We start from the raw sequence: 26,030 nt of genomic DNA on the forward strand, positions 1-26,030 counted from the left end.
AGGGTTTACTTCATTTGGAAATAATTATATAATGGCTACATTGATTTCAAATGGGAAAGAGGTGAGCGTCATGAATAAAATTCAGACTATGACACATGGAGTGCGTAAGTTCTTTGGTCATTCTGTTGTGGGTTCCGTGACGCTCATCTCTTTTCCTCGGCATATTTGACGATCTGACCGTTTAATTTTCCGCGGTTTTATGTCTTCATAAGCCACAGGAGAAGAGGTATTCTCTCTTCCCTGTGGCTTTTTCTGTGCTGTAAAGAGAATGTGTTTGATGAGGAGGTTGTCCAAGTGCGCATTTTTGCAGATCTATGGTGGTTTTTTAAACAAGAACGATTAAAGTATTTTTTTGGCATCATCTTTTTAATGCTTTCAAGTTTTTTATCAATGATTCCTCCTTATGTGGTCGGTATTATAGTTGATGATATTCGAACAAGAAATTTAACTCCGATGATTTTAGGAAAATGGATACTCTTTCTCATCATTATCGGTATCATTTATTATTTTACAGGCTACATCTGGAGACAGTTAATATTCGGTTCATCGATTATTCTCGCAAATCAGTTGAGGAATGACTTATATAGGCATTTTACGAAGTTCTCCCCTAACTTTTTTCAAAAAAGGCGTATTGGCGACTTGATGGCACATGCAACGAATGATATTAATGCGGTTCAAGGAGCAGCAGGTGAAGGGATTCTCACGCTGTTCGATTCATTAACCCTTGGCGGAATGGTCATTGTGACCATGTCTGCGTTTATCAGCTGGAAATTAACGCTTATTACGTTGCTTCCAATGCCGATCATGGTTGTCCTGACCATGCATTATGGGAACCTTCTCCATAAACGTTTTGGAAAAGCTCAGGCTGCATTTTCCGATCTCAATGATAAGGTTCAGGAGAATGTGTCAGGTGTACGGGTAATTAAAGCGTTTGGTGAGGAAGAAGCGCAAATCAATATGTTTCGCAAGGCGTCTCGAGATGTCGTGGATAAAAACATTGCGGTTGCAAAAGTCGATTCATTATTTGATCCGACCATCACCTTCATTGTTGCATTTTGTTATTTTCTAGCACTCATATTCGGGTCAATTTACGTTGTTCAAGGGTCAATGACGATTGGTGGACTAACCAGTTTCACCTTGTATCTTGGTCAGCTTATTTGGCCGATGCTGGCTTTCGGCTTTCTGTTCAACATAGTTGAAAGAGGCAGTGCTTCCTATGATCGAATTCGTCGTCTGTTCGCGATTAAACCGGAAATAACAGATGTGGACGGTGCGTCAAGCGAGGTGCCAAGCGGTGCGATTGACTATGCCATCCGCAATTTCCGCTATCCCGAAAGTGAATCGAATGCATTATCCGATATTCGTATTAATATCAATCAGGGACAGACCTTGGGTATTGTCGGAAAAACCGGAGCAGGGAAAACCACAATGTTGCGCCTGCTGCTTCGAGAATTCGATATAAAAGACGGACAGATAAGTATCGGTGGAAAAGAGATTCGTTCCGTCACCCTTGACGCATTGCGCAGTGCGATTGGCTATGTGCCGCAGGATCATATCTTATTTTCAGCGACGATCGCTGAGAATATTGCGTTCGCAAAGCCTGAGGCAACGAGAGAAGAGATAGAGCGTGTTGCAAGACTGGCAAGTATTCATGAAGATATCCTTCATTTCAAAGAGGGGTACGAAACAGTAGTCGGCGAGCGAGGCGTTACATTGTCCGGCGGGCAAAAGCAGAGGATTTCCATTGCTCGAGCGCTGCTCGCCGATTCTGAAATACTTATTTTTGATGATTCATTGTCTGCGGTTGACGCGCGGACGGAAGCGTCCATTCTCCATGCGTTGAAGCATGAACGTAAGAATAAAACAACTTTGATCTCTGCACACCGTTTGAGTGCGGTAGAACACGCGGACCAAATTGTCGTGCTTGACGAAGGCAGGATTGTTGAGCGCGGAATGCATCAGGAACTTATTGAAAAAGAAGGCTGGTACGCTGAAATGTACGCGCATCAGCAACTTGAATCTCTTGTTTCGGAAGGAGGCGGTAAGGCGTGAATGAGGAGCAAAACCCAACGCAGCTTTCAGGCGGTCGAGTAATGAAACGTCTGCTTTCCTACTTGAACTATTTTAAAAAGAAAGTCGCCATCGCTTTTATCGTGCTGCTGATCGCTACCGGAGCAGATGTACTTGGACCGATTATCATGAAGATATTCATTGATGATTATCTGACGCCACGTGTATTCCCTGTGCAGCCGCTCGTTCTTTTGGCAGTGACATTTATCGGTTTATATGCAATATCAGCGCTTTTTAATTACTATCAAGTCATTTCATTTCAGAAGATTGCCTTGAATATTATCCAAATCATGCGTGTCGAAGTCTTTTCTAAAGTTCAGCATCTTGGCCTGCGTTTCTTTGATCAGACACCAGGCGGGAGCCTTGTATCCAGAATTACCAATGATACTGAAACAATCAAGGATTTATATGTTACTGTGCTCTCAACGATTGTAAATAGTGCAATTATGATGATCGGTATCTTTGCCGGCATGTTTTTCCTTGATGCTCGATTGGCGCTGATTTGTTTTATTCTTATGCCTTTCCTTTTTATCCTGATGTGGGTGTATCGCGCCCTCAGCTCTAAAGTTTACCGGGTAACTCGCGTGAAACTCAGTCAGCTGAATGCGAAATTGAGCGAATCTCTGCAAGGAATGTCAATGATTCAAGCAATGAGGCAAGAGAAAAGACTGAGGCAAGAATTTGGGAAAATAAATAGCGACCACAAAAAAGCATTGCTTAAAAGTGTGCGGCTAAACAGTTTAATGCTTCGATCAGCCGTTTACTCCGTTTATCTCATTGGTTTAATGATGATCTTGAGTTTCTTTGGCATCCAATCCTTTGACAATGTGGTCAAAATCGGGGTCCTGTATGCATTTATCAATTATCTCGATCGATTCTTTGATCCGATTAACCAAATTATGCAGCAATTGACGATTTTTCAACAAGCCATGGTTTCAGCCGAGCGCGTGTTTGGTTTACTTGACGATGATCGTATGGCACCTGTCAAACAGGGGGAATCCAATTCTGAGGTGAAGGATGGCCGTATTGAATTTCGTGATGTGACGTTTTCTTATGATGGAAAGACGGATGTACTGAAGCATATTTCATTTACAGCGAATCCTGGTGAAACCGTTGCGCTTGTAGGTCATACGGGAAGTGGAAAGAGTTCAATTATTAATTTACTGATGCGATTTTATTCAATCGAACATGGCGAAATATTTATCGATGGAGAGCCCCTCACCTCATTTTCAGATGATGAACTGCGCAAACGAGTTGGTCTCGTTCTTCAAGATTCATTTATGTTTGTCGGTGATGTGACGGATAATATTCGTCTGAGCCATGAACACCTTACCGATCAGGAAGTAAGAGAGGCTGCACAATTCGTTCAGGCAGACCACTTCATCGAAAAACTGCCAAATCACTATCATGAACCCGTCGGAGAACGTGGCGCGACCTTCTCAAGCGGACAGAGACAGCTTTTATCTTTTGCACGAACCATAGCGCAAAATCCAAAAATACTCGTTCTAGATGAAGCTACTGCGAGCGTTGATACGGAAACAGAAGAAGCAATCCAAACGGCACTTTCGAAGATGAGAAAAGGTCGAACGACAATTGCTATTGCGCACCGATTATCTACGATTCAGGATGCGGATCAAATTCTTGTGCTTCACCGTGGAGAGATTGTCGAACGGGGAACGCATCAAGAACTGCTTCAAAAAGGCGGACTCTATTTTAATATGTATCAATTGCAGCACGGAAAAGGAGCGGGAGAGGTATCTTCCGCACAATAGTGTTTCACGTGTGAGTTATTTAGAGGAGCCTTGAATGCCGGGCTCCTTTTTGATTCCGCTTATTTTGCAGCCAGGGGAGACCCCGCGGATAATCGTCTGTTCGAGGAGGCTTCCGGACTGCCCGCGGCAAGCGAGCAGCTGAAGTGTCGCTCAAGCTCAAGGTTGATGGATCAACGCCGTTTTCAAAGTGACAGCCAAGGACTGGACGTTCTTTGCCCGGTTTTTCTAATTTTCTAAGGATTCAATTGAGCAAAGAATCAACAAAAGCATAAATTGATAAAGAGTTAAATAAAAAAAGTCGAGGTTCTGCTGAACCCTTGGCTCACAGTCAGTTCTCTAATTTTTTCTCAATCCACTTAAGCGCGACTTGAATTGATTCGTCCCAATAGGCCCATTCGTGGCTCGCACCTGTTTTTTCGTGATAGGTGTGGGGAATTGACGATTGGTCCAGCGCTGCTTTAAAGCGGAGATTATCAGCATGAAGGAAGTCCGATGTGCCGCAGAACTGGAGAATTTCCGGCTTGCGACCGTCGTCAATAGATACATGATTGACGCGATCAAACAGATCGTTGATTGAATGATCAAATTTGGAAGGATGACCGAAAACCATCTGAAATTCATGCGCGTGTTCGGGAGTGCGTTCCCACATTGCTTTGATGTCGACTGCAGCGGACATCGAGAGGATCCCGGCAAATTTTTCAGGGAAATTCAAGCCCCATTTGAGCGCGCCATAGCCGCCCATTGATAATCCGCCGACAAAGCAGCGCTCCGGTGCCGCACTGACAGGGAACCAGCTGCGCATTTTTGCAGGCAGCTCCTTGGTCAGATAGCTCCAGTAGCGGTTGCCGTCAGCCATATCCGTATAAAAACTGCGATCGCCGTTTGGCATGATGATGATCAGATTCATCTGACTTGCATACCGTTCCAGAGATGTATTCTGAAGCCAGCTCTCCGAATCGCCGGCGAGCCCGTGAAGCAGATAGAGCGTCGCAGGCGGACGATCGGTGGAGCACTCGTTTGGAATAATGACGTTGACTGTCGTCATCAGATCGAGCGTTGTTGAGTAAAATCGAGTATTCATGCGTGCCATTTCCATACCCCCAGGTTAATAGTTAACGATTCGTTACTCACCATTATAAAGTCTGTTCAAAAAGGAGGACAAAAAGAGCCGAGGTCAGGCAAATCGCCACGTCCTGTGGCATGCCTGACACTAGCTCGTCCTGAGCGTCGAAGATCAAGGAAGCGCAGTTTCGAGCTACCCGCGCGTACTTTCACAGGATGTGATGACTTCAACGTTGTGCAGGACGTGCACGTTGTTAGTTGAAGTTCCCCTGCTGATACGTGAGGAGCGGAGAAACAAGCTGACACAGAACTTCCGCAGGATGCGGTGACTTCTGCGTTTTGCACAGGACGCGCATGCTGTTAGCAGAAGATCCTCATTGCCTTTTTCCCGGACTTTTTGAACACCCTCTTATAATAATATTTTTTGAGAAGCGGATCGAACTATGGGTCAAAAACATACGTTTTTAATTTTGAAAGAGCGGAAGGATGGCATATAATATAAGTATGCAGGGGGCAAACGAAATTGTGCAAGAGGTGATTTCCAACCATGGCAAAACAGATTGTATCAATAAAAGTCCCTTTAACTTTTTCCGGTGGTTTAACTTTAAGACGTGTGATCAGGCTGTTTGAGACACTGAGAACGTGTCGCTGCAAAGCTTACTTTTCAAATAATGGATCGACTTATCCTATTAAGAATCTTCCGCAAACCGTTACGTATCTTTCGTCCGTGAAGGCGAAAGAGATTCTGCTTGTACTGGAAGGTGAAGACGCTGAAACGTTGCATCAGAAAATCATGGCGAGTATTCAGAATGCACAAGAGAACGCACGTGAAAATCCAGGACTCTATCGACATAGTTAAGCAGTCTGGATATGATTTATGAACTGAATGAGAATGATTCAGAACGGGACGATGAAAGGGATCGCCCTGTTTTTTTGTGAATTAAATTTAAAGCAATGCATCACGATAATGGGTCAAGCATAGTATGAAAGCAGGTTATTCATTACAGATCTGACTGCGAGGAGCGATAGCCATGTTTCAGCGTGTCTTAACATGTGTGATAAGTGCTTTGGGGATCATTGCAGCGATGATTCAATCCTTATTTGGCGGATTTTCATATCTTGCTGCTCGAATGGACAGCGGCGTTAATGGGTACTTGCGAATCGAAAACGATCGGATGACATCAATAGGAGCTTTGAATAGCTTGCTATCATTCGGGAGTCACGCATTTATTGCTGGATTATTGTGTGCCCTGCTTTCGTCGTTCGCACTTTACCTTTATATAAAGAAGGGGAAGAAGACTCTTTCAGGTTTATGCTTTCTAGTTGCAGGAAGCTTGAATTGCTTGATCCTTTTCGGTACAGGTCTTCCGGTGGGCATTCTCCTCGTGCTTGTCGGCATGGTTGTGATGGCTGGAAAATCAGACGTGATAACGCACAAACCGCCTTTTATAAATAAAAATCAGATGTCGGAATAAGGTGTTTTATAAAAAGACTGCCATCAAATGATGACAGTCTTCAATACGCACCGATTAGTCTCTTGAGCGTGACCGTTCTTCAGGTGCAACTTGTTTTTTTTCATCCCCGATATCGATCACGTGTTCCTGAGTAGGAACGACCATTAGAGAACGCGTTGTTGCCAGCTCCACTCCTTCATTTTGCAGAATTTCTAATACCGCATACGTATATTTTTCTTTTTCTTTAAGCCATTCCTCTACAGCAATTGACTTGATATAAAAATCAACAAGCAGATTCATGCTGCTTGACGTGATTTTATCGAGATAAATCAGTTTTCGCTCTTCGTATACCTCAGGGTCACTTGTCAGCATTTGTCTGATTTGTCCAAGGCAGCGTTTGATCTGTTCGTTTGTCGTTTCAAGATCAAGCGGCAAGTTGAATGAGATGCGCCGCTTGTCCATTTTGGATAAATTAGTGATCGGCGCGTTGGCGAGTGTTGAGTTTGGGACCGTGACAATTGCTTGATCCATCGTTCGAATTCGGGTTGATCTGAAATTAATATCTTCAACAAATCCTTCGATTGAACCCGTCTGAATCAAATCTCCGATTGTGAACGGGGCATCGGTGATGATCACAAATCCGCCGAACAAATTGCTTAATGTGTCCTTAGCTGCCATTGCTATTGCAAGACCGCCGATACCGAGGCCGGTAATTAATCCGGTCACATGATAATTCCATTGATCAAGAATCATGACAATTGTGAAGACAGCGACAATGAACTTCATCATTTTCGCAAGAAATGGAATGACGATTGTATTGAACTGAAGATCATATCGATCTCCCATGTGATGGAAGAAGATTCCGATCGCATCGGAAAAAATGTAAAAACCCCAGCCAATCGAGAAAATTGCCGATGACTTAAAAAGCAGTGTGGCAATGGATTTCCATTGATGCGGCATCGGCAGGTACATAAGTGTTAAATAGATCCCCGCAAAAAGAAGGATAAAAGCGACCGGTCTGCGGAATGCACCGATCAGTGCATCGTCAACCGGAGTCTTGCTCAATTTTGAAAGCCGCGTGACGAGCTTAAGAAAATATTTAGAAAAAAGTTCGCGGGCCAAGAAGAAGATAAGAAAAATTCCTATTGAAATGAGCCCGTCCAGCCATGTAATTTTTAATATCCAGTTCAGTTGTTCCACTTTATTCACTCCGGAAATCATTTTTACTTCTATAATAGCATGGAATTTGTCATCTCCGTTCATTCAAATTCAGGAATACATAGTAAAAAAATATTGCAAAGAACGCCTGGCTGTATATAATGAATATATACAGTATAAACGATTGGATGCTGCTCAATGGATATTATTCTACTTAATACAGCGGATCAGCCGATCTATCAGCAGATAAAAATGCAGATCGCCACGCAGATTCTCAGTGGTGCACTGCAGCAGGGAAAGAAACTGCCATCTATCCGTGGATTGGCTAAAGAATTGAAAATCAGTGTGATTACGACGAAAAGAGCGTACGAGGATCTTGAGAATGAAGGGTTTATTGACACTGTTCCCGGTAAAGGTTCCTTTGTCTCAGCGCGTGATCAGTCCCAGTTCAAAAAACAGCGCATTAAAGAGATCCAAGCAAAGTTGACGGAGATCATCGAGGAAAGCAAGCAGTACGACATGACACTTGAACAGATGATTCATTTGGTGAAAAAGGTATACACGAGGGAGAACTGACCATGGAAACGATTTTGGAACTGCGGCATGTAACTAAAGCATTTAAAGACTTTGCTCTGAAAGATATCAGCTTTTCATTAAAAAAGGGTTTTATAATGGGCTTCATCGGACCAAACGGTGCGGGCAAAAGTACAACGATCCGCTGTCTGATGGATTTAGTGCATCCCGACAGCGGCGAGGTGCTGTTATTCGGACAGAAATTCACAGGTGACAACAAGGCACTGAAACAGAAAATCGGCTTCGTCTATGATCAAGATGTCTTTTTTCAGGAATTGACCGCCGAAAAAAACAAACAGATTATCGCTCCCTTTTACGAACAATGGGATGATACAATCTTTTACCGTTACATTAACGAGTTCCAAGTGCCGCTGAATAAAAAAATGAAGACACTGTCGAAAGGAACAAAAATGAAATTCGCGCTTGCTGTCGCGCTTTCTCATCATGCGGAGTTGATCATCATGGATGAGCCGACTTCTGGGCTTGATCCTGTTTTCAGAAGAGAACTGCTCGACGTTCTGTTTGATGTAATTCAGGATGAAAACAAAGCCATTTTCTTCTCAACGCATATAACAACCGATTTGGAAAAAATTGCGGACTATATTACCTTTTTACTCGACGGAAAAATTCTGTTCAGCAAGGAAAGGGAAGAGCTCTCTGAATTGTTCCGAATTGTTAAAGGGCCGAAAAGTTTGAGCACAACAATCAAACAGGCGGACACCATTGCTTACAAAGAAACGTCGCTTGGTTTTGAAGCATTTATGCCCGCGGATGTAACAGAAAAGTTGGCGAAAAAGACCGCCTTTCATATCGAACGACCGAATTTGGAGGAAATTATGTATTACCTTGTGAAGTCAAAGAAGAGAGAGACTGCATACTGATCTCGGTATGGAGAGGGAGAATGTGCAATGCGATCCTTAATGAAAAAAGACGTGATGATCCAAGGAAAACGGACCTATCTGATTATGCTGGCTGTTTTGATCATCGTAAGTTCGCAGTCCTATTTTGAAGATGCCTTTTTTAAACTCAGTATTTTTTCAGCCTTGGTGGCCTGGGTGTTTGCAGTTAACACGAATTTCGGAAAGCAGATCAGCGATGAGCAAAATGTGCTTTTACTCAGTCTGCCGCTAAGCAGACGCACAATGGTTACAGCGAAGTACATAATGATCTCAGTATGGTTTACAGCAGTATTTGTAATGCTTTTCGGACTTCGTTTTCTCTTTATTTGTCTTTCAGGAAGCACGGTAATTGGCAGTGTGTTCCTTTACTTGTCGGCATTTCTGATCGGATTGTGCACAATCTGTATCCTTCTATCCTTTTATTATTTTGCTTATTACCGTTGGGGGATAAAAATCGTACAAACAGCGGCTCAGTTCATTTGGCCGATCTGCGTTGCCCTATTACCATGGATAAATCTCAATGATCAGCAATTGTCAGGCCTGTTGCTTTTGATCAGTGTGCTCATATCTGCCGTCGTTTTGGTGCTTTCTTACTACCGATCAGTGCGATTGTTTGAGGAAAAGGATCTTTAATTACTTTTACATAAAGGGAGTGTTGAAGGAATGTATCAATTATTAAGAAAAGATATTCTGACCCAGAGGAAGACTGCTTTCATCGCACCTTTATTTCTAATTTTTTATTTTCTTACCATGGGGAAGGACGTGCCGCAGCTTGGCGGTTATATCTATTGTCTCGCGATTGGATTTATTGCTTACTTCATGACAATGCTCTCCAATTTCAATACAAATGAGGGAGCGGATACCGAACATCGGCTGCTACTCAGTATGCCGGCCTCGCGCTCGAACATCATAGCCGCAAAATTTTTTATGATCACGGTTTGGTGGGGGATTGCTTATGTCCTAAGCGTGGTATTTATATGGGTGGCGGGGATGTTTCAAGAGATCGGGACGGTTAATTTATTGAGCGCGCCCATTGCATTTGTGTCGTTATGTGCTGCCTTGTTGCTTGCCTCATTTTTTTACCCGTTTATGTATCAGTTCGGATATCGAATTGCTTCACTAATTGGAATTGCCGTCTTTTTTGCGATACCAAGCAGTATCGGATTTCTTATTCGGTCAGATGTTGATTTGGAGAGGATTCAGTTCTTAACTGCTCATCCAATGCTTGCCCTTGGCATAGGTACGCTGCTTGTCGTTGCTGTTTCTTTCTTATTCTCGTTTTTCATCGTTAATAGGAAAGATTATTGAAAGGATGTTATCATTGTGAAGCCGAGTCAGAGCAAGAGCTACCATTATGTTTGTTTTAGTATTTTTTTAGCGGTCGGGTTATGGCAACTACTGGATAAAAATCCGTTTGCTTTTCTTTTCTTTTTTTGTGCCCTTTTCTTTCTGTTTAAGGGGATAAGATTACATCGGAAATAGAGACGATCTCTAAAAAAGTGTCATAGTGCTCCTTGTGCAAAGATATGATACGATAAAAACACGAAGACATGCACATGGGAGAATTTAAACCTTCTTGAAAAAAACACGGCTTTACTGACGAAACAATTAAAGGTGATCTCTGCAAATACTCGGTTTATTCTAGCGGCGACGTATACGGCTTCGGGTGATACTGTACTAATGCCATGCCCATTCAAAAGAACGCTGAACCGATTTCGTCCGGGTCATTTACGGTTATCTCGTTAAAGCAGGATTTGCTTGTCAGCAGCAGATCTGTATTGCGGCAGCTATACTTGTCGGCATGGATCATACAAAGGCACTTCAAATTATTGCCGCGTCCACGAGCGCTGTTGCTGCGTCAAACAGTGGAAATTGACAAATTTCAATCAGGAGGATTACTTGGCAACTTTTTAATTCCTTAATACCTTATTATTTGTGCCTTTCTTTAAACAAGAGTAAAATAACTTTAGGAAAAATAAAGTACATGCATCCGTTTTTGCCACTATTTTTATACTCATGATGAGTGAAACTTTTCTGTTTATAAGAACGTAGATAAGTCATGTAAGAATAAGGAGTGACTTTTTTTATGACCAAAAATTATGACCTGGTCCTATTAGGTGGTGGAACAGGCGGCTATGTTGCGGCGATTCGCGCTAGCCAGCTTGGACTAAAAACCGCCATCGTTGAGAAAGATGCACTCGGCGGCACTTGCCTGCACAAGGGTTGTATTCCAACAAAAACGTTGCTTAGAAGCGCAGAAGTATATGATCAAATCAAGAAAAGCAGTGCATTTGGTATTGATGTTTCCGAAGTGGCACTCCGTTTCGAGAAAATTCAAGAACGAAAGCAAACGATTGTAGAAAAGCTGCACCATGGCATTCAACAATTGATGAAAAAGGGAAAGATCGATGTCTATAACGGATTGGGGCGGATGCTCGGACCATCGATTTTTTCACCGCTTCCCGGAACAATTTCAGTTGAATTTGCAGATGGAAGAGAAAATGAAATTCTAACATCAAAAAATGTGATTTTGGCAACCGGATCAAGGCCACGTTCTTTAAATGGCCTAGTCATTGATGGGATACATGTACTGACTTCAGATGAAGCTCTGAATCTAAATGAGTGTCCAAAATCGATCGTGATTGTCGGGGGTGGTGTGATCGGTGTCGAGTGGGCATCAATGCTCGCAGATTTCGGTGCAGCAGTGACAATCGTCGAGTACAGCGACCGAATCATTCCGACTGAAGACAAAACGCTCTCGATCACACTCGCTCGAAGTCTCAAGAAACGTGGTATCAAGATTGTCACGTCTGCTCAGGTGCTTCCGGAAACGCTTGAGAAGAATGAGGGAGTCACCATAAGTGCGAAAATTGGTGATCAATTGCAAACATTTTCAGCTGAAAAAATGCTTGTCTCTGTAGGGAGACTCCCGAATACAGAGGATATTGGTCTGTCAAACACATCAATTGAAACGGATCGTGGGTATATTAAGACAAATGCTTTCGGTCAGACAAAAGAATCACATATATACGCGATCGGTGATGTGATTGGGGGATTGCAGCTCGCACACGTCGCATCACATGAAGGTATTAAAGCGGTAGAACATTTGGCAGGTCTTCCAGTTGAACCGCTTCATTCAGAACTCGTGCCGCGCTGCATCTATACGCATCCGGAAATTGCCTCGATCGGATTAACAGAAGCACAAGCAAAAAAAGAACATGTGGTCAAGGTTGGAAAAGTGCCCTTCGGAGCAATCGGAAAAGCGCTTGTTTATGGTGATTCTGAAGGCTTTGCGAAAGTTGTAGCCGATAAAACGACAAATGATCTTTTAGGTATTCATATTTATGGTCCTCATGCGACGGACTTGATTGGTGAGGCAGCAGTCGCAAAATTACTTGATGCGACACCATGGGAATTATCTGAAGCGATTCATCCGCATCCGACATTATCCGAGATTATTGGAGAAGCCGCACTTGCGGTAGACGGGAGGGCGATTCATATATGATTAAGGAAAACAAGGAAGAGACATTAGTTAAAAATCGTCACCAAGAATTGGAACTGTCTGATGAAGTTGTTTTGTCGATGTATGAAAATATGCTGAAGGCGAGAAGAGTGGACGAAAGGCTTTGGCTGCTTAATCGAGCCGGAAAGATTCCTTTTGTCGTGTCTTGCCAAGGACAAGAGGCGGCTCAGGTTGGTGCGGCATTTGGTTTGAATCGCGAGAAGGATTATGTTGCGCCGTATTATCGCGATTTTGGTTTTGTCTTTGCTTGGGGAATGACAATCAAAGAAATGATGCTGAATAACTTTGCCAAAGCAGAAGATCCGAGTTCTGCCGGTCGACAAATGCCAGGACATTTTGGGTACCGTAAATTGCGGATGCTCAGTCATTCATCTCCGGTGACAACTCAAAACCCGCACGCGGTCGGAATTGCACTCGCTGCCAAAATTAAAGGAGACGATATTGTCAGCTTTGTTGATTTTGGTGAAGGTTCATCAAACCAAGGCGATTTTCATGAGGCAGCTAATTTTGCAGCGGTTCACAAACTTCCGGTTATTTTTATGTGTGAAAACAACCACTACGCCATTTCGGTACCTCTTAAGCATCAATTGGCATGCGCGCATGTTTCAGACCGGGCGATTGGTTATGGTATGTACGGGGAATCATTTGACGGCAATGATCCGCTTGCCGCCTATGCGGCTGTCAAAAAGGCGGCCGATCGCGCACATCGAGGAGAAGGACCGACCTTGCTTGAAGCGAACTGCTATCGCTTGATGCCGCATACGAGTGATGACAATGACATGACTTATCGGACAAAGGAAGAGGTCGACGAGGCAAAGAAGTATGATGGTGTGATTACATTTGCGGACTATTTGCGATCGATTGGTGTCCTTACCAAAGAGAGAGAAAATGAGATGGAAGAACAGATCCGTAAAGAAATTGATGAAGCGACCGACTATGCGGAAAACGCGCCGTTCGCTGATCCTGAGTCTGTTCTTCGCTATGTCTATGAAGAAAAGAACTGAGGGGGAGAACAAATGCCTGTAATTTCATATATTGAAGCCATTACTCAGGCTCTAGATGAAGAAATGAGTCGCGATGATACTGTTTTTGTAATGGGTGAAGATGTCGGCAAGCGAGGAGGCGTATTCCAAGCAACTAAAGGATTGTTTGAGAAATATGGTGAGAATCGCATTATCGATACGCCGCTTGCTGAATCAGCAATTGCCGGTGTTGGAATTGGCGCGGCAATGTACGGCATGCGCCCTGTTGCAGAAATGCAGTTCTCTGATTTTATGTTGCCGGCAGCCAATCAAATCATATCTGAGGCAGCTAAAACACGCTATCGCTCCAATAATGATTGGTCGGTTCCAATGACGATCCGCGCACCATTCGGAGGCGGTGTACACGGTGGACTGTATCACTCACAATCGATGGAAGCAATTTTTGCGAATGTTCCCGGTCTAAAGATCGTGATTCCGTCAACGCCGTATGATGTGAAGGGATTGCTCAAAGCATCAATTCGCGATAATGATCCGGTCATCTTCTTTGAGCATAAACGGGCGTACCGTTTAATTAAAGGCGAAGTTCCTGAAAACGAATATGTTATTCCAATTGGCAAGGCGGATGTCAAACGTGAGGGGACGGATGTCACAGTCATTACTTACGGCTTAATGGTGCACGAAGCGCTTCAAGCGGCTGAAAAACTCGCAAGTGAAGGCATTTCAACGCATATTCTTGATTTGCGCACCGTTTATCCATTGGATAAAGAGGCAATTAGTGAAGCGGCGAAGAAAACAGGAAAAGTATTGCTTCTTACCGAAGATACAAAAGAAGGCAGTGTGATCAGTGAAGTGGCGGCAATCATTGCTGAAAACTGTTTGTTTGATTTGGACGCGCCGATAAGACGGCTTGCTGCTCCTGATGCGCCGGCAATGCCTTATGCCGGTCCACTGGAACATGCGTTTATGGTCAAGCCGGAACAAGTAGAACACGAAATCCGTGATTTAGCTGAATTTTAAAAGGACGGGGGCAGCAAAATGAGTGTCGAACAAATGGCGATGCCGCAATTAGGAGAAAGTGTGACCGAGGGAACGATCAGTCAATGGCTGGTTTCTGTAGGAGACACGGTAAATAAATATGATCCGATTGCCGAAGTAACAACAGATAAAGTAAACGCGGAAATTCCATCAAGTTTTTCAGGGAAAATCACCGAACTGTTCGTTGGCGAAGGAGATACGTTACCGGTTGGCGAACCCATATGCTCCATAGAAGTTGAAGGGGCAGAGACAACGGTTGATAAGCTGGTGAAAAATACTTCATCTGCGGGTACTGTTTCTGAAAACATGCAGCAGAATCAGGATACATCAATGAAGAAGCGTTATTCACCTGCCGTATTGCGTCTTGCGCAGGAGAACGAGCTTGATCTGAATCAGATTAAGGGAACAGGCAGGGGCGGACGGATTTCACGCAAGGATGTGGAGAATTTTCTCCAGTCTTCTTCAGTAAACTCTGTGGCAGATGCAAGTGTTGCACAGCAGTCTAGCGTCGGGTGTTTCTCAGAAGCCGTAGCAAAAGAAGCGGTAGAACCAGCAGTGGCCCATGCATCGAGAACGTATGAAAACGAGGCTGGTGATCATGTCGTTGCACTAACCGGTGTCCGGCGGGCGATCGCATCGAACATGCTGCGCAGTAAGCATGAAATCCCACACGCTTGGACGATGATCGAAGTTGATGTTACAAATCTGGTGAACTACAGAAATCAAATCAAAGGTGCTTTCTTGAAAAAGGAAGGGCATAAACTCACCTATCTGCCATTTTTCATGAAGGCGATTGTTGCCGCACTTAAGGAGTTTCCAAGAATCAACAGCACATGGGCAGGCGACAAAATTATTGAAAAGAAAGCAGTCAATATTTCGCTTGCTGTCGCGGCCGATGAAGCTTTGTATGTGCCTGTGATCAAGAATGCGGATGAGAAAAGTATTAAAGGTCTCGCATTCGCGGTGGATGAGCTTGCTGTCAATGTTCGCGAAAATCGTCTTTCTCCTGAAGACATGCAAGGCGGCACATTCACGGTGAATAATACAGGGTCATTTGGTTCTATTCAATCACAACCGATTATCAATTATCCTCAGGCAGCGATCCTCTCGATCGAATCAATTGTTAAACGCCCAGTTGTCGTTAACAACATGATCGCAATTCGGGATATGGTCAATCTATGTATTTCGATCGATCATCGCGTGCTTGATGGATTGATCACGGGACGCTTTCTTGCACGTGTTAAAGAATTACTTGAGAATATTAATCCTGAAAATACGCCGATCTATTAATTGAACGAGGTCAGTATTAGAACGCATGCCCCCTATTCGCGTGAATGGGGGGCATGCGTTTATTTCGTTTCTACCAATCTCTGCTGATAATCACGGCTGAGCTTCATTAGATGTTTGAAAAAAGCTTCCTGATAAGTCTTCAATTCATCTCGAGCGCTTCGATCACGAGCTTTTTGAATGATCTCTTTTTCGCGCGAACAATCAAGAACAGCACACCCATGCTTCTCTTTAAAAAGAGCTACTGAGCGCGAGATATTCATTCGACGATTTAATAGGCAGCTCAATTGCTCATCAATGGCATCAATTTCCTGCCGATACGTACGCAAATCGCTCATTATCAATGCTCCAATCTTTTATTATTAAACTTTTGAATCAAGTGGCGCAAAGACCAATTCCGGGCTCGAATGCCTGCGGTCACGTCGATGGCGTAGTCAGCGAAAGTTCTCTTACTGTGCCGGATTACTTACACTTGTTTTTCCTTCCATTGCAAAAAAATGCGGCCGTTGCCGCGCTTCTTAATCAATCATCTCTCGCAATCACGCCTCGGGTAATATCAGCGAAACATTTAGCGGCTGGAGAGGCGGGTATTCGCGTTGCAAGTCCAATGGTTCGGAAACTGTCCGTTGAGAAAGAAATCGCTTGTAACGGCGCAATATTATCTGGCAGGACAAGTTCGGGCAAAATACTGATGCCAAGATGATGAGCAACCATTGCAAGAATTGCATTTTCCTCCATAAGCTCAAATCGGATGTTCGGTGCACAGTGATGTTCTGCCAAAAGACGTTTGACTTCATGATAACCGCCAAATGCAGGCATTATAAAGGGCTCATCTTCAATCTGATTGAAGGAAATCGTTTTTTGATTGTATAGTGAACTTTTTGGCGAGACAATGCAGAGCATACGGTCTTTTTTTAATGGTGTCACTTGGAATGAATTCATCTTCGTTTTATTTACAAAGCCGCAATCGAGTTCACCGCGTATCATTGCTTGTTCAATCTCTTCATAATTTCCTTCAAACAGCCGAATCTTCACCAAAGGGTAACGGTCATCCATCGTCTGAATTATTTTGGGCAATAGATGTCTGGACACACTTGTGAAAACGCCGACTGAGACGATTCCTTTTTGGACACCCAGGATGGAAGAGGCTTCTTGATGCACATTCTCATCCATCTGCAGCACCTTGTTGATTGAGGGAAGAAGAAGATCACCTTCACGGGTCAACGTGATTCCTGATCGATCCCTGCTAATCAGTTTGAAGCCAAATTCATTTTCCAAACTAGTGATTGCATGACTGACTGCAGACTGAGTTAATCCAAGATAATTTGCAGCTTTTGTAAAACTATTTAATGCGATAACTTTTGATAGTATTTGGTATTTTATTAAGCTCATTTTACCCTCAATATAGAATGAAATTATTTCATAAATTATATTATAAACATTCATTTTATTAATGGTAACACAACGCTTATACTAATTCTAGAAAATGATAAAAGTTAGTGAGGTGTAACAATTGAATCAACAAAGAGCTGATCTTATGCTTGTCCTTGTCACGGCTTTCTGGGGTTCTTCTTATCTGTTTATGAAAGTAGGATTGGATGCCCTAAACGTTTTTAATTTGATTGCACTCCGATTTTTAGTTGCTTTTGCTATCACTGCACTCATATTTTTTAAATGGTTTCGAACGGTGGACAGGAGGACACTGATTTACAGCTTGGTTCAAAGTATCATGTTGCTTGGCGTCTTTGTTTGTATCATGTTCGGCATGTTCTCAACGTCAGCATCCAAGGCTGGATTTCTCGTCAGCCTTACTGTTATTTTTGTTCCGTTGTTTCATGCGTTGATCATGCGAAGAATGCCGGAACATCGGGTGACGGCAGGCGCGATAATATCGCTAATTGGCATATTTCTTTTGACAGGGACTGCTTCAATAAAATTGGGAGTAGGCGATCTGCTTTGTATTTTAGGGGCAATGTTCAACGCCGGCTATATTGTACTCGCTGGCCGGATGATTAAACATGTTCGTACAATTGCTTTCAGTATCTGGCAGATGGGGTTCACAGGTATATTGGCACTGATCATTTCCTTCCTGTTCGAAAAGCCCCATTTGCCCGGAACGTCTGCAGCCTGGATATCCGTTCTGGGTTTAGGCATCCTGTGCAGTGCGGCAGGGTATATGATGCAGACCATTGCACAAAGATTCACGACATCTAATCATGCAGGACTTATTTTTACATTAGAGCCGGTCTTTGCAGCTCTCTTTGCTTATTCGTTCACCGGTGAAACGTTATCGGCTAGGGGCTATGTTGGAGCGGGACTCGTACTATTAAGCATTGCGGTCATGGAAATGAACGTTCATGTGTTAAATCAGTCAGCACAGAAGCTTCGTTTGGCCCATTTTTTTCAAAAAAAAATAAAATCAATTCATAAATTACCAAAAAAAATTTGAATTTTGTAGAACTTATTTTATGATGAAGACCTCACATTTATAAGGGTATAACGGTATTGGCGTTTCCTATTGCTCTTCGACAAAGAGCAATAGGAAACGCCAATTTTTCTTAACATTCTTGCGTATGTAAAATTCAATGTGTACGAACACATGTGCTATAATTAAATTAACTTACTAAAAAACTAAAAATAGTGGATGAAATGAATAGTAAACCTTGTGGTGCGTTATGCTGTAAGGAAGATTTTTTAATAGGTACTTGGTTCATTTTCTGTTCATAGTTAAACGACACAATAAAAGGATATAAATGACATAGTAAAAGGGAGTTAGATACGTTGAATAAAATTCTCGTTGTCGATGATGACCCGCATATTCGTGAATTGGTCACTGTTTTTCTTGAAAATGAGAATCTGCCTTGTCTCGAAGCGGCTAATGGTGTGCAAGCTTTAAAAAAATTAGAACAAGAATCTGTTGGTCTCATTATTCTTGATATTATGATGCCGGAGATGGACGGATGGACATTTTGTCAAGAGGTTCGCCAATCCTCTCAAACGCCGATTCTGATGTTAACTGCTAAGGGCGAAACGATGCAAAAAGTTAAGGGATTTGAACTTGGGGCAGATGACTATCTCGTAAAACCTTTTGAACCGATTGAGCTAGTCATGCGTGTCAAAGCACTATTGAAACGCTATCAAGTTTCCATTTCCCAAACCATACATGTTGGTAACCTGAATTTGGATCGAAAATCGTATACTATTTCTAATGGAAAGGAGTCCATAATGATTCCGATGAAGGAGTTTGAATTGTTATTCATGCTTGCAGGCACGCCGGGGCGAACGTTTACTCGAGATGATTTAATTGAAAATATTTGGGGCTATGATTACGAAGGTGATGAACGGACTGTTGATGTTCACGTTAAACGGCTTCGTGAGCGATTCGACGCAGACATATGCAGGTTTGAAATCAAAACAGTCCGAGGTATCGGATACCGATTGGAAGAGTCATAATGAGAAAATGGCCCATGAAAAAAATTAAGGTACATGGTTTGTTCATTCTGATGCTGCTTCTACTTAACAGTTTCTGGGTGTTCTTTTATGTGGTGATTGGTTCTATGTTTCACTATTACGGATCGAGTTTACCACCACTACTGCTTCATGTCGCAAGTGCACTTCTTGGCATCATCCTCTTTGGCTTTGTCATGGCGAAGATCGGCAAGTATACGAAACCTAAACGGTTGAACTATCTTCAGACAATCATTCAGGCGATTCAGCAGATGGCGAAAGGCAATTTTGAGATTAAGTTGGATGTTCCGGTTTTAGAAAGAGGGGGGAACCGGCATAATCCTTTTGTGCAGCTGGCTGACAGTGTGCATTATATGGCAAAGGAACTCGGACAATTGGAACGTGTCCGTCAAGAATTTATTTCGAATGTTTCGCATGAGATTCAATCACCACTGACGTCGATTAAAGGATTTGCGCGAGCTCTGGAGAATGATCAATTATCAAAAGAAAAAGGCGCACACTATTTAAGAATTATTCAAACGGAGACCGATCGTCTTTCAAAGCTAAGCGACAATCTATTGAAATTGACAACGCTGGAGAACGAAAGACATCCCATGCATATGGTCGATTACCGACCGGATCGGCAAATCAGATCATGTTTGCTCGCTCTTGAACCGCAGTGGAATAAGAAAAATTTAACTATGAACATTGAACTTGAACCGGTCATTATCCATGCTGATCGTGAGTTAATGAATCAGGTGTGGATGAATTTGATTCATAACAGCATCAAATTCACTCCGAACGATGGAGAAATTCATGTTGAATTAAAGAATCAAAAAGATCGGATTATATTCCGACTGTCTGATACAGGAGTGGGAATAAAACAAGAGGATTTCGTTCATCTCTTTGAACGTTTTTATAAAGCAGACCGTTCAAGAAGCAGTCAGCAAGGAGGTAATGGTTTAGGGCTCTCCATTGTAAAGAAAATTATTGATGTGCATCACGGAGAAATTCATGTGAGCAGCGACTGCGGAAAGGGAACAACCTTCACAATCATTCTTGATAAGGAGAACGAGGTACAATCGAATCAACTTAGTTGAGCGTTTCGTTAATAATCGAAATGATAAAGACAGAAACTGTTGAGAGAACAAGTGCACCAATCATTAAGTAAACAATTACTTTAAATAGTTTCTTAGGCATCGAGCTGATAATTCCTTTCATTATGGATTACTGTTTATTATAGAGGAAAATGTGGGGCTTTTTCAATCGTCTTCATCTATTTAGTACGATTGGTATGCTATTATAGTTATGTCGAAATCGATAGAACGAAAATGAGCGGAGTTACATCATTAAAAATGCAAATGAAATGAGTGAATGGAATGATTAATAAAGAACGCTTGGTTAACAGTTTTTGCGAATTAGTTAAGATTGATTCAGAGACGGGAAGTGAGGGCCAAATTTTTGAAGTGCTCAAAAATAAATTACTAGCTCTCGGCCTGGATGTGAAAGAAGATCGTGCCAAGGAGTCAACGGGGCATGGCGCAAATAATCTCATCTGTACCTTGGCAGGAACAGTAAAAGGAACGCCAGTTTTTCTTGGTACGCATATGGATACAGTATTTCCCGGAAAAGCTGTGAAGCCGGTGATCACGGACGATTACATTGCTTCCGATGGAACAACTATTCTTGGATCAGATGATAAGGCAGGTATTTCAGCGGTTCTGGAAGCAATTCAAGTGATTAAGGATGAACATCGGGAACATGCTGACGTGCAGGTCATTATTACAATTGGTGAAGAGTCCGGGTTGCTAGGCGCAAAGGCGCTGGACATGTCTTTGGTTCATGCTGATTATGGATTTGCATTGGACAGTGACGGACCTGTTGGGGATATAGTTGTCGCCGCACCTTTTCAATCAAAATTATCCGTGGACTTAATTGGGAAAACATCCCATGCTGGAATTGAACCGGAAAAAGGTGTATCTGCAATCACATTAGCCGCCAAAGCCATTGCCAAAATGCCACTCGGACGAATTGATAAGGACACGACGGCTAATATTGGTCGCTTTGAAGGCGGACAAGCGACAAATATTGTTTGTGACCATGTTAAAGTGCTTGCGGAAACGCGTTCGCTTGTTAAAAGTAAGATGGACAAGCAAATTAAGAAAATGACTGATGCATTTGAAGATACGGCTGCAGCAATGGGTGGAAACGTGGATATTCATGTGGACTTTATGTATCCGGGCTATCGTTTTGGAAGCGAAGATGCTGTTGTACAGCTTGCTTCAAAGTCGATTGAATCTGTTGGCAGAACGCCGCGTCTGCTACAAAGCGGCGGCGGGAGTGATGCCAATGTCATTTGCGGCAAAGGAATTCCTACTGTTAATTTAGGCGTTGGCTATGAGAACATTCACACTGTTAAGGAGAGAATAGCGATTAAAGAACTGGTCAAAACGAGCGAATTGGTCCTTGCATTAATTGATCAAGCGATTGAAAAAGATTAATCTGAGAGAGAATAAATAGGTTAAAGGCGGAGAATGACGATGGCGAGTGCGAGAATCATTTTTCATATTGATATGAATAGCTTTTACGCCTCAGTTGAAATCGCCAATCATCCTGAATTGACGGGCAAACCGCTAGCAATCGCTGGGAAAACTGAGGAACGCCATGGCATTATCGTGACAAGCAGCTACGAAGCGAGAAAGTTGGGAATTCGGACAACGATGACGGTTCGTGAGGCGAGAACGCTATGTTCGGATCTTATTGTACGGCATCCTGATTTTTCTTTGTACCATCAAACCTCGGAGCAATTGTTTGATATGCTCAAGGAGTACACGCCGTTCGTTGAAAAAGCGTCGATTGATGAAGGTTACCTCGATGTCAGCGCGTTGATTCAGCGTGTTCATCCCATGGAGCTTGCAACTCAGATTCAAAATCGAATCGCTAGTCAATTGCGCTTGCCTTGCAGCATTGGCATCGCGCCAAACAAATTTCTAGCGAAAATGGCGTCAAACATGAAAAAACCAATGGGTATGTTTGTTATTCGGAAACGTGAGTTAGCTGCGATTTTATGGCCGATGTCAATTGGAAAAATGCATGGCGTCGGTCCAAAAACAGAAAAGAAATTTCGAGCAGCCGGTATAGAAACAATTGGGGATTTAGCGAAGCAAAATCCCCAACAAATTGAGCAAAATTATGGAGTGAACGGCAGACGCCTTTACGATATGGCGAATGGACGCGATAATCGCTCGGTTGATCCTGACGCTTGGGATCGCTATAAAAGCATTGGCCATTCAGTTACTTTATCCCGAGACACGCATGCGGTTGGTGTGATCCGTGAGACGTTACATCAGCTCTCGAAGAAACTTGCGTTGCAAATAAAAAAAGAGCATGTGGCGAGCTATGAAATCATTGTGACGATTCGTTTTCATGATTGGAAGACGATTACGAGGCATAAAACTACGGTTCAGCCTCTACGTAACTTGGATGAAATAGAGTGCCTCGCTTTTTCGGTATTTCAAGCGAATTGGAACGGTAAAGATGTTCGTCTTCTTGGGATCACTCTTGCGTCATTTCAATCTGTTGTTGATTCAACGAAACAACTTGATCTGTTTTCATACCAGGAGGATGCACAAACGGAGCGGATTGTTGACCTCATCGATAAAATTAATGATCAGTTTGGTGAGAATACCTTATTACCAGCGACGCGACTGCTTGATAAGAAACGAACGGATACAACTTCCAAATTGGAAGTACCACTTAATAAATATAATTGACGTTTAAGCTGTAGAAGGATGGTTGAAATGAAATTTACGTTTTTAGGAACGGGAGCGGGGATGCCGGCAAAGGAAAGAAATGTGACTTCTTTGTCATTGAGCTTTCCGGAATATGATGGAGAGCTCTGGCTTTTTGACTGCGGGGAAGGTACCCAGCGGCAAATTCTTTATACTTCGGTAAAGCTGACGAAACTTTCTGTTATTTTCGTCACACACTTGCATGGAGATCACATCTTTGGTTTGCCGGGAATTCTTGGCAGTCGTTCATTTCAAGGGGCTGATTCTCCTTTAACATTAGTTGGACCAAAAGGCCTAAAAGAGTATGTGGAAACTTCTCTTCGTTTATCCGGCACTCACCTTTATTATCCGATAACTTTTCATGAAATCGATTCTGAGGGTGAAGTATATGAAAATGAACACTTCGTTGTAACAGCAGGTGAGTTGGATCATGGAATAAAAAGTTATGGGTATCGGATTAGCGAAAAAGATCAGCCTGGTGAACTATTAGTTGATAAGTTGGTCAGCATAGGGGTACGCCCAGGTCCAATTTATAAAGAAATAAAAGAACAAGAGCAGGTAGTACTTCAGGACGGGAGTATTTTGAAGACTGCGCCTTTCATCGGAACAAAGCGAAAGGGTCGTCATATCAGCATTCTAGGTGATACACGACCATGCGGTGCAGCGCTTCAGCTTGCAAGAGATTCTGATGTTCTTGTACATGAGGCGACATTCCGTGGTGATTCTGCACGTCTTGCCCATGAGTATCATCATTCAACCTCGCTTCAGGCTGCAGAGATTGCGCAAAAAGCTGGGGCAAAGGTGCTGATTTTATCACACTTAAGTTCTCGCTATCAAAAAAGAGAGCAGTTAGCCTTGCTTGAAGAAGCGAAAGAAGTGTTTAAGCAGACCTATGTAGCTCATGACTTGTGGACGTTTGAGTTAAAGCACCAACCAAGAAAATGATAGTGCAGGCAAAGGTGCAGCTTTGGTTGCACCTTTTTCATATGAAAAGAAACATTCATGACCCGCTTGAGGGGCACGGGACACCGCTTGCTTGAATGAAAATAATATGCCCTATTTTTTAACGTACAAAAGTATATCGTTTTTCCTTGCTGGTACGACGATAAGATCATAAGATTCGATTGGGTGATCAGGTTAGCGCCCAATCTTAGGAATAAACGGAAAAATTCCGCTTATTTAGAAAATGAATGAAAAAATTGCTTAAATAGACGGAGAAATTCCGCTTATCGAATCGAAAAACGTGAAAATGGAGGGCTTTTCTGTGCATAAGCGGAAAAATTACCCTTATGTACCTGTGAAACAAGCGCCAGGATGCATATAACCGGAAAATCTCCGCTTATTTTATTCCGTCCGCGTTACTTAGTTAAGGATCAAAATGATTTCTGAAATAGAAATGTCTGTTCAAGACAAGGTTAATGATTCAAAACGGTATTAGGAGTAAAGGAGCTTTCGTATGTAAGGATCTTTCGCTAATGACGCATATGTCCTGTATGCAACGCGGAAAGTCACCGCATCCTGCGGAAGTAAGGACTGGGCTGTGCCTGGTTTTTCTTATTTTCGCTTCGAATTCTAAGGGGTATTTATAGTGCAAAAAAAGGTTCCCGAAACTCGGGAACCTTTTTCACATGTACGTTGTTAATTCATTAAGTAATAGTGGTGATTCATTACTTTTCAGTTTCACCGTAGCCGTACGCACCGTGTTCGCTGACATCAAGACCGGCTTTTTCTGCTTCAGCAGAAATACGAAGTCCAATAGTCGCTTTGATAATTGAAAGAACAATGAATGAAGCAACTGCAACGAATGCGAATGCTGTAATGACACCGAGTGCCTGAACGCCAAGCTGATGGAAGCCGCCACCATAGAAGAGACCTGCTTTACCGACACCAGCAGTTTTAACCAAGGCAGGTGCTGCAAAGAATCCTGTTGAAAGTGTTCCGATGACACCGGAAATACCATGAACAGAGAATGCATAGATCGGATCGTCAAGGCCTTTTGCTTCAAGAGCGATCGAAGTCCAGTATGTGAACGCGCCGGCAATCGCACCGATAACAATAGCTGCCCAAGGTTCAACGAATGCGCAGGATGCTGTGATGGCAACCAATGCTGCAAGAACACCGTTACACATTGCGCCGATGTCTGCTGTTTTTCTGAGAGCCATCGCGGTGAACAAAGCGCCAAGAGCACCGGCAGCTGCTGCGAGGTTTGTAGTCAGTGCTACGTAGCCGAAGAATTCTCCGTTGCCTACACTGACTGTACTGCCGGCGTTGAATCCGAACCAGCCAATCCAAAGAATAAAAGTACCAAGATAAACAAATGGAATGCTGTGAGCCGGAATTGTTTTCGCTTTTCCGTCTATGAATTTGCCGATTCTAGGTCCGAGAAGCAATGTACCAACCAATGCGGCAGTTGCACCTTGAAGGTGAACGACTGTCGATCCGGCGAAATCCTGCATGCCAAGAGTGGACAGCCAGCCGCCGCCCCATACCCAGTGGCCGACAACCGGATAAATAATAGCGACAAACACTGTACCGAAAATAAAGTAAACAGCGAGCTTTGCACGTTCAGCAAAACCGCCCCACGCGATTGCCAATGATACAGCGGCAAAAGCAGTTTGGAAAAGAACGAAAATCGAATCAGCACCGCTTGGAACACCGTTTAGAAAAAAGTCCGAAGTTCCAATGAATGCGTTGCCTTCTCCGAATGCTACTCCGTAACCAACTGCCCAGAAAACAATTGATGAAACAGCGAGAGTAATAATCTGCTTGCCTGTAATATGTCCTGCATTCTTGCTCTGCAGTGAACCTGCTTCAAGAAAAGCAAAACCTGCTTGCATAAGAAGAACTAAAATAGCTGAAATCAATACCCACAATGAATCAACGCTTACAGATAATTCTTTCATGTAATCTGATGCCCCCTTTTTTTGAATGAAGTAATTATAACATATCATGTCAGTAAAAGTTACAACAAAATAT

General features: G+C 43.0%; 24 protein-coding genes. 18 read left to right on the plus strand and 6 right to left on the minus strand.

What is annotated here, in order from left to right; genetic code table 11:
- Window positions 1-294 precede the first annotated feature (294 nt).
- Window positions 295-2,052, plus strand: coding sequence for an ABC transporter transmembrane domain-containing protein (locus BM003_RS00130; protein ID WP_093668864.1), 1,758 nt, complete (start codon window positions 295-297; stop codon window positions 2,050-2,052).
- Window positions 2,049-3,842, plus strand: a complete 1,794-nt coding sequence (locus BM003_RS00135; protein ID WP_425441028.1) for an ABC transporter ATP-binding protein — start codon at window positions 2,049-2,051, stop codon at window positions 3,840-3,842. The genes BM003_RS00130 and BM003_RS00135 overlap by 4 nt, the downstream gene beginning before the upstream one ends.
- A gap of 328 nt (window positions 3,843-4,170) precedes the next feature.
- Here the strand turns inward: BM003_RS00135 and BM003_RS00145 are convergent, their stop codons facing one another.
- Entirely contained in the window at window positions 4,171-4,932 is a 762-nt protein-coding gene (locus BM003_RS00145; protein ID WP_177184556.1) for an alpha/beta hydrolase, read from the minus strand.
- Between the two features lie 519 nt (window positions 4,933-5,451).
- Here BM003_RS00145 and BM003_RS00150 point away from each other — a divergent pair.
- Both BM003_RS00150 and BM003_RS00155 read left to right on the plus strand, forming a co-directional pair.
- Window positions 5,452-5,763, plus strand: a complete 312-nt coding sequence (locus BM003_RS00150) for a hypothetical protein (protein ID WP_093668870.1) — start codon at window positions 5,452-5,454, stop codon at window positions 5,761-5,763.
- Between the two features lie 172 nt (window positions 5,764-5,935).
- Window positions 5,936-6,379 carry a hypothetical protein gene (locus BM003_RS00155; protein ID WP_093668872.1) on the plus strand — a complete coding sequence of 148 codons (444 nt, stop codon included), beginning with the start codon at window positions 5,936-5,938 and terminating at the stop codon, window positions 6,377-6,379.
- Between the two features lie 54 nt (window positions 6,380-6,433).
- On the opposite strand, the gene BM003_RS00160 is transcribed toward BM003_RS00155, so the two are convergent.
- The gene (locus BM003_RS00160) at window positions 6,434-7,558 is read right to left on the minus strand and encodes a mechanosensitive ion channel family protein (RefSeq protein ID WP_093669645.1); all 1,125 of its coding nucleotides are present in this window, start codon (window positions 7,556-7,558) and stop codon (window positions 6,434-6,436) included.
- Between the two features lie 156 nt (window positions 7,559-7,714).
- Here BM003_RS00160 and BM003_RS00165 point away from each other — a divergent pair, with 156 nt between their 5' ends.
- The 8 genes from BM003_RS00165 to BM003_RS00205 all read left to right on the plus strand — a co-directional run bounded on the left by BM003_RS00165 (window position 7,715) and on the right by BM003_RS00205 (window position 15,819).
- Window positions 7,715-8,092 carry a GntR family transcriptional regulator gene (locus BM003_RS00165; protein WP_093668874.1) on the plus strand — a complete coding sequence of 126 codons (378 nt, stop codon included), beginning with the start codon at window positions 7,715-7,717 and terminating at the stop codon, window positions 8,090-8,092.
- A 2-nt stretch (window positions 8,093-8,094) separates the two neighbouring features.
- On the plus strand, window positions 8,095-8,970 hold the full coding sequence (locus tag BM003_RS00170) for an ABC transporter ATP-binding protein (protein WP_093668876.1): 876 nt from the start codon (window positions 8,095-8,097) through the stop codon (window positions 8,968-8,970).
- A 27-nt stretch (window positions 8,971-8,997) separates the two neighbouring features.
- Entirely contained in the window at window positions 8,998-9,621 is a 624-nt protein-coding gene (locus BM003_RS00175) for an ABC-2 transporter permease (protein ID WP_093668878.1), read from the plus strand.
- 30 nt (window positions 9,622-9,651) lie between these two features.
- Entirely contained in the window at window positions 9,652-10,296 is a 645-nt protein-coding gene (locus BM003_RS00180; RefSeq protein WP_093668880.1) for an ABC-2 transporter permease, read from the plus strand.
- A gap of 778 nt (window positions 10,297-11,074) precedes the next feature.
- Window positions 11,075-12,493, plus strand: coding sequence for a dihydrolipoyl dehydrogenase (gene lpdA, locus BM003_RS00190; protein ID WP_093668884.1), 1,419 nt, complete (start codon window positions 11,075-11,077; stop codon window positions 12,491-12,493).
- A complete protein-coding gene (locus tag BM003_RS00195; RefSeq protein ID WP_093668886.1) occupies window positions 12,490-13,515 on the plus strand; it encodes a thiamine pyrophosphate-dependent dehydrogenase E1 component subunit alpha in 1,026 nt (341 codons plus the stop codon). The genes lpdA and BM003_RS00195 overlap by 4 nt, the downstream gene beginning before the upstream one ends.
- A 12-nt stretch (window positions 13,516-13,527) precedes the next feature.
- The gene (locus BM003_RS00200; RefSeq protein WP_093668888.1) at window positions 13,528-14,511 is read left to right on the plus strand and encodes an alpha-ketoacid dehydrogenase subunit beta; all 984 of its coding nucleotides are present in this window, start codon (window positions 13,528-13,530) and stop codon (window positions 14,509-14,511) included.
- A gap of 18 nt (window positions 14,512-14,529) precedes the next feature.
- The gene (locus BM003_RS00205) at window positions 14,530-15,819 is read left to right on the plus strand and encodes a dihydrolipoamide acetyltransferase family protein (RefSeq protein WP_093668890.1); all 1,290 of its coding nucleotides are present in this window, start codon (window positions 14,530-14,532) and stop codon (window positions 15,817-15,819) included.
- A gap of 59 nt (window positions 15,820-15,878) precedes the next feature.
- Here the strand turns inward: BM003_RS00205 and BM003_RS00210 are convergent, their stop codons facing one another.
- Window positions 15,879-16,154, minus strand: a complete 276-nt coding sequence (locus tag BM003_RS00210) for a chorismate mutase (protein WP_093668892.1) — start codon at window positions 16,152-16,154, stop codon at window positions 15,879-15,881.
- A 184-nt stretch (window positions 16,155-16,338) separates the two neighbouring features.
- Window positions 16,339-17,208: a LysR family transcriptional regulator gene (locus tag BM003_RS00215; RefSeq protein ID WP_093668894.1), complete on the minus strand. Its 870-nt coding sequence runs from the start codon at window positions 17,206-17,208 to the stop codon at window positions 16,339-16,341.
- Between the two features lie 121 nt (window positions 17,209-17,329).
- Here BM003_RS00215 and BM003_RS00220 point away from each other — a divergent pair, with 121 nt between their 5' ends.
- The 3 genes from BM003_RS00220 to BM003_RS00230 all read left to right on the plus strand — a co-directional run bounded on the left by BM003_RS00220 (window position 17,330) and on the right by BM003_RS00230 (window position 20,363).
- Window positions 17,330-18,265, plus strand: coding sequence for a DMT family transporter (locus tag BM003_RS00220; protein ID WP_093668896.1), 936 nt, complete (start codon window positions 17,330-17,332; stop codon window positions 18,263-18,265).
- Between the two features lie 332 nt (window positions 18,266-18,597).
- Complete coding sequence (locus BM003_RS00225; protein WP_093668898.1) at window positions 18,598-19,269, plus strand: response regulator transcription factor; 672 nt, start codon at window positions 18,598-18,600, stop codon at window positions 19,267-19,269.
- A gap of 14 nt (window positions 19,270-19,283) precedes the next feature.
- Entirely contained in the window at window positions 19,284-20,363 is a 1,080-nt protein-coding gene (locus BM003_RS00230; protein WP_093669647.1) for a HAMP domain-containing sensor histidine kinase, read from the plus strand.
- Here the strand turns inward: BM003_RS00230 and prli42 are convergent.
- The gene (gene prli42, locus BM003_RS17475; protein ID WP_177184557.1) at window positions 20,356-20,463 is read right to left on the minus strand and encodes a stressosome-associated protein Prli42; all 108 of its coding nucleotides are present in this window, start codon (window positions 20,461-20,463) and stop codon (window positions 20,356-20,358) included. The genes BM003_RS00230 and prli42 overlap by 8 nt on opposite strands.
- Before the next feature lie 179 nt (window positions 20,464-20,642).
- Here prli42 and BM003_RS00235 point away from each other — a divergent pair, with 179 nt between their 5' ends.
- From BM003_RS00235 to rnz, 3 genes are read left to right on the plus strand one after another with little or no spacing between them, the layout of a single operon-like run.
- Window positions 20,643-21,764, plus strand: a complete 1,122-nt coding sequence (locus BM003_RS00235) for a M20/M25/M40 family metallo-hydrolase (RefSeq protein ID WP_093668900.1) — start codon at window positions 20,643-20,645, stop codon at window positions 21,762-21,764.
- Window positions 21,765-21,803: 39 nt separating this feature from the next.
- A complete protein-coding gene (locus BM003_RS00240; RefSeq protein WP_093668902.1) occupies window positions 21,804-23,036 on the plus strand; it encodes a DNA polymerase IV in 1,233 nt (410 codons plus the stop codon).
- 27 nt (window positions 23,037-23,063) lie between these two features.
- Window positions 23,064-23,999, plus strand: coding sequence for a ribonuclease Z (gene rnz / locus BM003_RS00245; protein WP_093668904.1), 936 nt, complete (start codon window positions 23,064-23,066; stop codon window positions 23,997-23,999).
- Between the two features lie 722 nt (window positions 24,000-24,721).
- Here rnz and BM003_RS00250 read toward each other — a convergent pair.
- Window positions 24,722-25,957 carry an ammonium transporter gene (locus BM003_RS00250; RefSeq protein WP_093668906.1) on the minus strand — a complete coding sequence of 412 codons (1,236 nt, stop codon included), beginning with the start codon at window positions 25,955-25,957 and terminating at the stop codon, window positions 24,722-24,724.
- Window positions 25,958-26,030 lie beyond the last annotated feature (73 nt).

It is taken from the genome of Sporolactobacillus nakayamae (assembly GCF_900113325.1).
GTDB classification, from domain to species: domain Bacteria; phylum Bacillota; class Bacilli; order Bacillales; family Sporolactobacillaceae; genus Sporolactobacillus; species Sporolactobacillus nakayamae.

What these genes read in the sequence shown, in the direction of transcription:
- BM003_RS00195 (WP_093668886.1), top strand. Translation starts at nt 12,490, where the DNA reads ATGATTAAGGAAAACAAGGAAGAGACATTAGTTAAAAATCGTCACCAA.
- BM003_RS00235 (WP_093668900.1), top strand. Translation starts at nt 20,643, where the DNA reads ATGATTAATAAAGAACGCTTGGTTAACAGTTTTTGCGAATTAGTTAAG.
- BM003_RS00215 (WP_093668894.1), bottom strand. Translation starts at nt 17,208, where the DNA reads ATGAGCTTAATAAAATACCAAATACTATCAAAAGTTATCGCATTAAAT.
- prli42 (WP_177184557.1), bottom strand. Translation starts at nt 20,463, where the DNA reads ATGCCTAAGAAACTATTTAAAGTAATTGTTTACTTAATGATTGGTGCA.
- BM003_RS00155 (WP_093668872.1), top strand. Translation starts at nt 5,936, where the DNA reads ATGTTTCAGCGTGTCTTAACATGTGTGATAAGTGCTTTGGGGATCATT.
- BM003_RS00230 (WP_093669647.1), top strand. Translation starts at nt 19,284, where the DNA reads ATGAAAAAAATTAAGGTACATGGTTTGTTCATTCTGATGCTGCTTCTA.
- BM003_RS00250 (WP_093668906.1), bottom strand. Translation starts at nt 25,957, where the DNA reads ATGAAAGAATTATCTGTAAGCGTTGATTCATTGTGGGTATTGATTTCA.
- lpdA (WP_093668884.1), top strand. Translation starts at nt 11,075, where the DNA reads ATGACCAAAAATTATGACCTGGTCCTATTAGGTGGTGGAACAGGCGGC.
- rnz (WP_093668904.1), top strand. Translation starts at nt 23,064, where the DNA reads ATGAAATTTACGTTTTTAGGAACGGGAGCGGGGATGCCGGCAAAGGAA.
- BM003_RS00145 (WP_177184556.1), bottom strand. Translation starts at nt 4,932, where the DNA reads ATGGCACGCATGAATACTCGATTTTACTCAACAACGCTCGATCTGATG.
- BM003_RS00170 (WP_093668876.1), top strand. Translation starts at nt 8,095, where the DNA reads ATGGAAACGATTTTGGAACTGCGGCATGTAACTAAAGCATTTAAAGAC.
- BM003_RS00165 (WP_093668874.1), top strand. Translation starts at nt 7,715, where the DNA reads ATGGATATTATTCTACTTAATACAGCGGATCAGCCGATCTATCAGCAG.
- BM003_RS00240 (WP_093668902.1), top strand. Translation starts at nt 21,804, where the DNA reads ATGGCGAGTGCGAGAATCATTTTTCATATTGATATGAATAGCTTTTAC.
- BM003_RS00200 (WP_093668888.1), top strand. Translation starts at nt 13,528, where the DNA reads ATGCCTGTAATTTCATATATTGAAGCCATTACTCAGGCTCTAGATGAA.
- BM003_RS00210 (WP_093668892.1), bottom strand. Translation starts at nt 16,154, where the DNA reads ATGAGCGATTTGCGTACGTATCGGCAGGAAATTGATGCCATTGATGAG.
- BM003_RS00180 (WP_093668880.1), top strand. Translation starts at nt 9,652, where the DNA reads ATGTATCAATTATTAAGAAAAGATATTCTGACCCAGAGGAAGACTGCT.
- BM003_RS00150 (WP_093668870.1), top strand. Translation starts at nt 5,452, where the DNA reads ATGGCAAAACAGATTGTATCAATAAAAGTCCCTTTAACTTTTTCCGGT.
- BM003_RS00175 (WP_093668878.1), top strand. Translation starts at nt 8,998, where the DNA reads ATGCGATCCTTAATGAAAAAAGACGTGATGATCCAAGGAAAACGGACC.
- BM003_RS00205 (WP_093668890.1), top strand. Translation starts at nt 14,530, where the DNA reads ATGAGTGTCGAACAAATGGCGATGCCGCAATTAGGAGAAAGTGTGACC.